This window comes from Mesorhizobium sp. M5C.F.Ca.IN.020.29.1.1, assembly GCF_003997375.1.
Lineage (GTDB): Bacteria > Pseudomonadota > Alphaproteobacteria > Rhizobiales > Rhizobiaceae > Mesorhizobium > Mesorhizobium wenxiniae.
Genome location: NZ_RZSW01000246.1, coordinates 1 through 8,743 on the forward strand (window position 1 = coordinate 1; position 8,743 = coordinate 8,743).

Annotated in this window: 9 protein-coding genes and 1 tRNA gene; 5 read left to right on the forward strand and 5 right to left on the reverse strand. The window is 61.4% G+C overall.

Going from position 1 to position 8,743, the window contains the following annotated elements:
* Positions 1-551 precede the first annotated feature (551 nt).
* From EOA85_RS19600 to EOA85_RS19610, 3 genes are read left to right on the forward strand one after another with little or no spacing between them, the layout of a single operon-like run.
* Positions 552-836, forward strand: coding sequence for a hypothetical protein (locus EOA85_RS19600; RefSeq protein ID WP_127210835.1), 285 nt, complete (start codon positions 552-554; stop codon positions 834-836).
* Positions 837-866: 30 nt separating this feature from the next.
* Complete coding sequence (locus EOA85_RS19605) at positions 867-1,118, forward strand: helix-turn-helix domain-containing protein (protein WP_245485888.1); 252 nt, start codon at positions 867-869, stop codon at positions 1,116-1,118.
* Entirely contained in the window at positions 1,118-2,308 is a 1,191-nt protein-coding gene (locus tag EOA85_RS19610) for a site-specific integrase (RefSeq protein ID WP_127210836.1), read from the forward strand. Before EOA85_RS19605 ends, EOA85_RS19610 begins: the two co-directional genes overlap by 1 nt.
* 106 nt (positions 2,309-2,414) lie before the next feature.
* On the opposite strand, the gene EOA85_RS19615 is transcribed toward EOA85_RS19610, so the two are convergent.
* Positions 2,415-2,490 (reverse strand) — tRNA-Ile (locus tag EOA85_RS19615).
* A gap of 237 nt (positions 2,491-2,727) precedes the next feature.
* Between EOA85_RS19615 and EOA85_RS19620 the strand changes: the two genes are divergently transcribed.
* On the forward strand, positions 2,728-3,438 hold the full coding sequence (locus EOA85_RS19620; RefSeq protein WP_065009271.1) for an SIMPL domain-containing protein: 711 nt from the start codon (positions 2,728-2,730) through the stop codon (positions 3,436-3,438).
* Between the two features lie 266 nt (positions 3,439-3,704).
* On the opposite strand, the gene EOA85_RS19625 is transcribed toward EOA85_RS19620, so the two are convergent.
* Both EOA85_RS19625 and EOA85_RS19630 read right to left on the reverse strand, forming a co-directional pair.
* Positions 3,705-4,067: a hypothetical protein gene (locus EOA85_RS19625; RefSeq protein ID WP_127210837.1), complete on the reverse strand. Its 363-nt coding sequence runs from the start codon at positions 4,065-4,067 to the stop codon at positions 3,705-3,707.
* Positions 4,068-4,360: 293 nt separating this feature from the next.
* Positions 4,361-4,807, reverse strand: a complete 447-nt coding sequence (locus EOA85_RS19630; protein ID WP_127210840.1) for a YcgN family cysteine cluster protein — start codon at positions 4,805-4,807, stop codon at positions 4,361-4,363.
* Between the two features lie 212 nt (positions 4,808-5,019).
* Here EOA85_RS19630 and EOA85_RS19635 point away from each other — a divergent pair, with 212 nt between their 5' ends.
* Complete coding sequence (locus tag EOA85_RS19635; RefSeq protein WP_127210838.1) at positions 5,020-7,143, forward strand: OmpA family protein; 2,124 nt, start codon at positions 5,020-5,022, stop codon at positions 7,141-7,143.
* Between the two features lie 348 nt (positions 7,144-7,491).
* On the opposite strand, the gene EOA85_RS19640 is transcribed toward EOA85_RS19635, so the two are convergent.
* Positions 7,492-8,358, reverse strand: a complete 867-nt coding sequence (locus tag EOA85_RS19640; RefSeq protein WP_127210839.1) for an NAD(P)-dependent oxidoreductase — start codon at positions 8,356-8,358, stop codon at positions 7,492-7,494.
* 107 nt (positions 8,359-8,465) lie between these two features.
* Positions 8,466-8,743: LuxR C-terminal-related transcriptional regulator (locus tag EOA85_RS19645; RefSeq protein WP_164759755.1), on the reverse strand; the 278-nt coding region annotated here is incomplete at its 5' end.

Consider the following 8,743-nt stretch of genomic DNA (forward strand, 5'->3'; position numbering starts at 1 on the left):
CCAGTGAGTGGTATGGGGAACGGACTGCGTTTGCCAGATGCGTTCAAAAAGCGGACGAGCCGTGTTCGGCCCCACGCGCGACGTCTGAGCAGCGGCTCGTCGGTCGCCACTCCCGGCACAAAGCTGCCGATCGCTGTGCGGCGCCCGAAATCGCGTTGGTTACCTCAACGTCGGAATGAGCATATCGGTTTTGGCACATAAGAGGGCCAGTTCTGTGGCGGCCGTTTTCAACGGCAACCCTCGGAATACAGAAGGGTGCGCAAGAGGCCCAGCGGGGCAGTCGCAGGTGGTTAGCCCCGATCTGCACAATGCAACGTAGCGGTCCACAACTTGCCCCACGAGTCCGCTTAGAAACGCTCTCCTAACGTGATCCATCCGGTTCACACGTTGCTGCCAGTTTGCGCCGAACGGACCTAGTCAGGCCGCTTCCGCTCAACGGGGCTCCTCTTATTTAACTGAGCACGATCTCGTCACTTCGAAATGGCAACCAGGATGCGGCTTTGTGCTTCGACACCAACACGCTCCGGAGTATCAGGGACAAGCCAGCGTCCATGAAGAGTGACGCATTCTCATATCCGCCGCGAGGTCTCTCTCGTGAGGAAGCAGCTCGTTATATCGGTGTCGGATCGACGCTTTTCGACGAAATGGTTGCCGATGGGCGTATGCCGAAGCCTAAGCGCATCAACAGTCGCACCGTCTGGGATCGTGTAGCTCTGGACATCGCTTTCACATCGTTGCCGGACAAAGACGGCGGTCTCCAAGAGCTGTTAGAGCGAAGCAAACGAGACGGGCAAAAAGATAGTGCTACGTTCATTGCGTATACGCCAAAGGCGTAGTAGGCCAATGGGCTGTGGGGGAGGCGTGACGTGGACGAGAATGAGAAGATTGCCCAAGAAGTTAAAGCTTGGCGGGCCAAGGGAGGATTCACTGCCGAAGCCGCAGCTAAGGTGCTGGGAATACCGAGACGCACATTCGAAGGCATAGAGCAAGGCAGAGGCTTCCCTTACCCGGTGCTCCTGCGCGTTGCCATCGAAAGCGAAGCCCTTTCGCTACAGGCGATGCTGGAGAACTCCCCGCGCGTTGAGCACAGGCGGCAGAAGACTGGAAGGAGCATTTGATGGCTAGGCCCTTCAAGGATGCGCGATACCCTGGGGTCTCTTCGCGTCTCAAGAACGGCAAGCTAGCTTATCGCTACCGCGCAAAAGGCATGCCCGAAATCCGCCTTCCCGGTAAGCCCGGCCATCCCGAGTTCGAGGCGGCTTACGAGAAAGCCACGCAGGGGCAAGGCAAGAAGGCAGTTATCATCGATTTGCCCGGTCGGGCACTGCCAAAAACCTTTGGCCATGCCGCGCGCCGGCTTGAAACAACAATGGAGTGGCTGGATTTTGATGAAGCCACGCAGCAGAAGAATGCGCGACTGATTGAGCGATTTCTCAACCTGCGGGTCGATCCCAACTACCCACTCACCTGGCGCGATACTCCTGTTGAACATCTCGACGCGGATCGACTTCGCGCCATCATTGAAGGCATCTTCAGGACAAACCGCACAGTCGCCAAACACATGTTGGTCGCCATCAAGAAACTTCTATGGGTCGCGACCGATGTCGAAAAATGGATCAAGCCGCAGGATGATCCATCGCTATCTGTCCGTGTGCGGGTGCCCAAATCGACGAAGAACCCAGCTTGGCCAATTGCGATGCGCGAAAGGTTCGAGGAGCGACACCCCATCGGCACAGCCGCACGCACCTGCTATGCACTCGGCTTCTGGCTTGGAAATCGGCGCGGGGATATCGCTGCTCTTGAGTGGGACGATCTTTTAACCGAAGAGATCGAACTGTTCGACGGCTCACTGGTGCTCATCGAGGCCTTTGATTTCCGCCAGAAGAAGAACCGCAACCGCCATGGCGGACGGGAGATGTTCATTCCAGTCGTAGACAAATTAGCAGCGGCCTTGGACCCGCTCGATCGCTCGAAAGGCGGCACTGTCTTAAAGAACGCCTATGGCAAGTCATTCTCGGAAAAGAGCCTGACCGGCATGATGCAGCACTGGACGCGGCAGGCGGGAATTCCTAGCGGCTACACGCTCCATGGCCTGCGCCGCACCTTCGGCACCTACCTCGCTGAATGCAACATCCAAGCGCGGGCCATTATGGATGCGATGGGCCATTCCTCAATGGCCGTGACGGATGAGTATGTCCGCGAGGCCAATAAGAAGCGGATCGCGGTTGATATTGCTCGTGCCATCAACGAGCGCGAGGCCAAACGCGACGCCATGAAGCGGCGGACAAACCTCCGCATTGTCAAATAACCAAATCGAGTCGGAACCAACCGGGGCCACGGCCTTTCCTTGGGCCCATAATGGGCCCAAAACGTTTTGGGCCGAGGGCACTTTTCATCAATGAAATCAAAGGTTATGGTGGGCCCGGAGGGACTCGAACCCCCAACCAAGCGGTTATGAGCCGCCGGCTCTAACCATTGAGCTACAGGCCCCACACGCGGCTGGATTAATGTTTTTCCCCGAACCGCACAAGGCTTTCCGAACTGGCTGGCCGAGATCGTCCAAATCAGCCCATATTCAGACATTAGAGCGACATGCGTCCACTTAGACGCGCAAAGTACGCTCTAACGCTTTGAATCTACGCATCGTGCTTGCCGAAATCGATTCCGATTTTTGGGCCGATGCGGTAGTCGACAAGCGCGACTGGATCGCAGACCGAGGAGATTTTTATGACCAGACATCTTTTGCCCTTGGCGGTCGCCGCCGCAATCGCGTTTCCGGCGATGGCCGGCGCGGCCGATTCGCCGCCCCCGCCCCGCATCGTCGTTACCGGCGAAGGCGAAGCGACCGCGGCCCCCGATCTGGCGCTGCTGACGCTCAGCGTCATGCGCGAGGCCAAGACCGCGCGTGCCGCGCTCGATGGCAACAACGACGCCATGGCCTCCGTGATCGCCGCTATGAAGTCGGCTGGCATCAAGGAGCGCGACCTGCAGACAGCCGGCATCCAGATCAGCCCGCGCTACAACTACACCAACAAGCCGGACGGCAGCCAGGAAGCCGAACTCATCGCCTACCAGGTGACCAACACGCTTTCGGTGCGCATCCGCGACATCGACAAAACAGGCGAGATTCTCGACAAGGCGGTATCGCTCGGCGTCAACCAGGGCGGCGGCATCTCGTTTTCCAACGAGGATCCGGCTGCAACCCTCACCGAAGCCCGCAAGAAGGCGGTCGCCGACGCCATGGCCAAGGCAAAGACGCTGGCTGAAGCCGCCGGCGTCAGCATCGGGCGGGTGCTGGAAATCACCGACCAGAATGTCGCGCCGCCGCCGATACCGATGAACGCCAAGGCCTTCGACGCCGCCCGCGAATCGGTTCCGGTGCAGGCAGGCGAGAATTCCTACACGGTGCAGGTCAACGTCACTTTCGAGTTGAAGTGACCGCCGCCCCGTGAACGGTTTGGCCTTTGCTGCATAAAAAAACCCCGGAGAACGGTCCTCCGGGGTTTTTTCGAGCCGCACCCTTCCGTCCTGGCGGAAAGGGGCTCCGCTACTCAAGACCGACGCAGAAGGTCTTGTCTCCGGACTGACCTTCGCAGAAGGTCATGTCCCAAGCTGACCTTCGCAGAAGGTCATGTCCCAAGCTGACCTTCGCAGAAGCTCATACTACCAAGCAGACCGTTGCCGGCAGGCAACGTGCCGAAGGTTTACCGGTAGAGGACCGGGCAGCCGCGCTCATTGGCGAACACGACCAGCACGCGGTCGCCATACTGGCGGCCCGCTACTTTCACTGTGCGGCGGCTGACGTCGACAATACGGGCGCGGCGCAGACCCATGCGCTCGGCCTTATTGAGGGCACGGTTCGGCGAGCAGGACCGGCGCCAGTCGCGTTCGCGGCGGCGTTCGCGATAAAAATAATCGTCGTCGCCGGTATAGACGCCGACGCGCGGGTCGTCGTTATTGCCGAATCCGAGATAGATGCTGTCTGCCTGGGCAGTGGCGGGGATAGCGGCAAGCGTGCCGAGGCCGATAAGCGCCGAAAGGGCGACCGTCTTGATCGTGTTGAACATTGTCTTCTCTCCTTGTTCAGGGCTTCCGCCCTTCTTTATCGAACCGGTGTGTCTTGCTCGAACCAATGTGTCTTGGTCGAACCGATAGGGAAGAGAATGCGCCTGCGTATCTGAACTTTTTACGAACCAGCCGTTCATATTGGGTTCATGTGGCAACAAGAGGTAATTTCGCAGTTTCTCCACTTCCGGTTCTGAACCACTGGCCGGTTCTGAACAATCTAGCCGGTTTTGAACAATCTGGATAGAAACGCCCCTGTCGCGCAGCCGGTTCCGGGCCCTGGCTCGAGGCTCCCCTAAGGCTCGTCGTCCAGCATGTGCTCGAAATAGTCGTCCGGCTCGGCAAGATCGGTCTCGCTGGCGCTGACCCGGCCGCGCATCGAGATGCCGGCCTCATGCACGGTCTCGGCACTCCCCGACACCAGCCTGTGCCACCAGTAGAGATCGTGGCCCTCGGCGACCAGCCGGTAGGCGCAGGTCTTGGGCAGCCAGCTGATAGTGCGCACATTCTGCGGCGTCAGCCCGACGCAGTCCGGGACGCGCGCCAGCCGGTTGGCATAGTCCGAACAGCGGCACGTTTCGGCGTTGAACAGCCGGCAGCCGACGCTCGTCCAGTAGATCTCGCCGGTGTCTTCGTCCTCGAGTTTCGACAGGCAGCATTTGCCGCAGCCATCGCAAAGCGATTCCCACTCGGCCGGGGTCATCGCTTCGAGCGTCTTGGTTTTCCAGAACGGCGTTTCCATTGACGGGATGTGGCCCCCGCTGGCGTCAAGGTCAAGCACCGCGACAGACGCAAAGCCGGCCGGCACCATAGGCCGGCACCATAGGAATGACACGAAGTCGCCTTCAAAACGCCGGCCAATCGCCGTTCGTGGCCGTTAATGCCTGCTAACCGGAACCAATCCGGTTGATGAACAGTTTGGGCCGGGATGGGACGCCAAAAGGAGGATTTTTAATGAAACGCCAACCACGGATTCTGGCAGGCACGGCACTTGGCCTGCTGATGGCGTCCGCGCCGTTGGGCGCATTCCCGTTGCAGGGCAGCGCCGCGTTCGATTCTTTGCAAGGCATGACGGCCCCACTGATCCTGGCGCAGTCTAACTGCCCCGAAGGCGAGTCGGCGGAAGGCTGCGCACAGCAGGCGGAACCGGAGCAGAAGCCGCGCAAGAAGCGCGAGCGGCAGGCTGAATCGGCTCCCACGGAGCAGGCCGCGCCTTCCGGCGACGAGCAGGGCAATCAACGCAGGAAGAAGCGCGAGCAGCAACAGCAGACCGAATCAGCCCCTGCCGAACAGGCGGCCCCGGCCGAAGAGCAAAAACCGCGCAGGAAGAAGCGCGACCAACAGCAGATCGAAGCAGCCCCGGCCGAACAGGCAGCCCCGGCCGAAGAACAAAAACCGCGCAGGAAGAAGCGCGACCAACAACAGATCGAAGCAGCCCCGGCCGAACAGGCCGCCCCGGCCGAAGAGCAACAACCGCGCAGAAAAAAGCGCGACGAACAGCAGATCGAAGCAGCGCCAGCCGAGCAGGCCGCCCCGGCCGAAGAGCAGCCGCGCAGAAAGAAGCGCGACCAACAGCAGATCGAAACGGCACCTGCCGAAGAGCCTGCCGGACAGGCGGCGCAAGGCGAGAAGGTCGCACCTGCAAATGACAACGAGCAGGTCAAGCCGCGCAAGAAGCGGGACCAGGATCAGCAGATCGAAGCTGCGCCAGCCGAACAGGACACGCCCGCCGGCGAGCAGGCCGAGCCGCTTCCGACCGACCAGCAAACGGCTCCCGCCGAGGGCGAAAAGCCCCGGGAGCAGGCTAAGGACCGTCGCAAGAAGCCTATCGGCGAACAGCCGGTGACGGGACAGCAGCCCGGCGAGCAGCCCGCCGAGGACCAACAGGCCGCGCCCGCCGAAGGGGAAGGTCCGGCCCAGGGCGAGGCTCCCGTGTTCGACAGCCAGAAGGATGCCAAGCGCAAGCGCAAGGGCGGCAGGGACAACGCGCAAGAGACGGGCGGCCAGGACGCGGGTGGTCAGCCCACCCAGCAGAACGGCGAGCAGGCGGAAGCCCCGAAGCCGGCTCCGGCCGACCAGGAACCGCCGCCGACCGACGACAGGACGGCCCAGCAGGCGATCAAGCTTGAGAGAATGGTTCCGGTGACGGAGGAAAAGGGCAAACGCGTCGAGCGTGTGCCCGACGTCGAGGACCTTCGCCGCCGTCCGCGTCCGCAAGGGGTCGACCTCGTCAGGGAACTCGGCGACCGCGTTATCCTCCAGTTCAACAACCAGACGATCGTGGAAAGCGACGATACGCCGCGCATGCGCCGTGGCGCGCGGAACGTCTACTATGAGGAACTGTCGGGCGATCGCACCCGGGAAATCGTCGAGCGTGACAACGGAATCCAGATCGTCACCATCCGCAACCGCTACGGCGACGTCATCCGGCGTTCACGCATCGCGCCCGACGGGCGCGAATACGTGCTGAGCTATGTCGACGAGCGGTACTATGAGGACGATGGCGACTGGCGCGATCCGGGTGACGACCTGCCGCCGATTCGGATCGACATTCCGCGCGAGGAGTACATTCTGGATTCCGAAGAGGTCGAGGATCCGGACGACTACTATGCCTTCCTCGAACAGCCGCCGGTGGAGAGGGTGCAGCGCCTCTACTCGATCGACGAGGTCAAGCGCTCTGCCCGTGTGCGCGACATCGCCCGCCGCATCGACCTCGACACGCTGAACTTCGAATTCGGTTCAGCCTCGATCCCCGAGACCGAGGTGCAGAAACTTGAAGGCGTCGCCAGCGCCATGGAAAAGCTGCTGGAGAAGAACCCGGCGGAAACCTTCCTGATCGAAGGCCATACCGATGCCGTCGGCAGGCCGGAGGCGAACCTCGCCCTGTCCGACCGTCGCGCGGAAGCGGTCGCCGAAGCCCTGACCAATGCCTTCAACATCCCGCCGGAGAACCTGACGACACAGGGCTATGGCGAGGAGTACCTCAAGGTCGACACGTCGGAGCCTGAGCGCGAGAACCGTCGCGTCGCCATCCGCCGCATCACCTCGCTGGTGGCGCCGGTAGCAAGTGCGAATTAACTCGCAATTCCAGAAACCTGACCCGGTTTCTGGAATCTCTGCGGGAAGACGTAGCCCACCCCGGTTTCACCGGGATGGGCAATTTCCGGCAATGAGCCGAGGTTGAAGGAGAATGTACGTCGCGATTTAACCAGGCATTGAATCGCGAGGTCGTCCACCCCAGATTCTGACCAGGGCTTCCCTGCCCTGTCCCGACTCCAGCGGGACACATGAGCCCCGCCGGTACCCCCTCGCCGGCGGGGTTTTTGTTTCTGGCTTCGGTGTTGAACTGAAGCCTATGCCTAGACAATTCTGCACGGTCGCCTCAAAGCCAGCAAGGCTGCGGAGCGAGAACGGCGTCTGGTGCCGTCAGTAGATACTTTTGATGTTGGTTTCCGAATTCGCAAACACCTCGTCGGGCACGAAGAAATCGCCGGCAAGCGGGCCTGTTGCATCAGGCGCATAGATCGAAAAATCGCTGACGCCCTCGGCGCGCAGCACCTCCTCGTCGATGTAGAAATTGCCGGTCGCTTCGCGCGACGGCCTGAGCAGGATCGTATACGCGGCCTCGGCCACGATATCGGGCGAACGGCTCATCGCCGCCACTGTCGCCCCGCCCAGGAGATTGCGCACCGCTGCCGTATCAATCGTCGAGATCGGCCACAGCGAATTGACGGCGATGCCGTCCCTGGCGAACTCCGCGCTCATGCCCAGCGTGCACATCGACATGCCGAATTTGGCCATCGTATAGGCGACATGGTTCTTGAACCATTTGGCCTTCATGTCGAGCGGCGGCGCCAGATTCAAGATGTGAGGATTGTCAGCCAACTTCAGGTGCGGAATGCACATTTTGGAAACCAGGAACGTGCCGCGGGTGTTGATCTGGTGCATCAGATCGTAGCGCTTCATATCGGTTTCCAGCGTGCCGGTGAGTTGGATGGCGCTGGCATTGTTGATGCAGATGTCGATGCCGCCGAACTTTTCGACGGTCCGGGCGACCGCCTCGGCCACCTGCCCCTCCTCGCGTATGTCGCACAACATCGGCAGCGCCTTGCCGCCTGCCTGCTCGATCTCCTCAGCCGCCGTGTAGATCGTACCCGGCAGCTTCGGGTGCGGCTCGGCGGTCTTGGCCGCGATCGTCACATTGGCGCCGTCGCTCGCAGCGCGCAGCGCGATCGCCAGCCCGACACCGCGCGACCCGCCGGAGATGAACAGCGTCTTTCCCTTGAGCGACATGTCTTGCGCCTCCCTTGCAACATTACAAGCGTGATCCTTGCGCGGCGGTCGCGTGCCGCGCAAGGCCCAACACGCCGGATGTTGATTACGCTGCGTAGGCTCGGAGGTTAGACCAGCACCAGGCCTTGCCGCATGGCGATGGCGATTGCGTCGGTGCGGTTGGCCGCACCTAGCTTGATCAGGATCGCCGCGACGTGGAACTTCGCCGTGTGCACGGAAATGTTCAAGCGCCGCGCGATCACCTTGTTGGGCGCGCCCTCGGCCAACAGCGCCAGCACTTCGCTCTCGCGCGGCGAAAGCGCCGGCCGCTCGGTCCTGTCGTCGACCGGCTCCTCGTCGGAGAGGTCGTCGTCATGGAAAGCGAAATCGTCATGCCGATCAGACA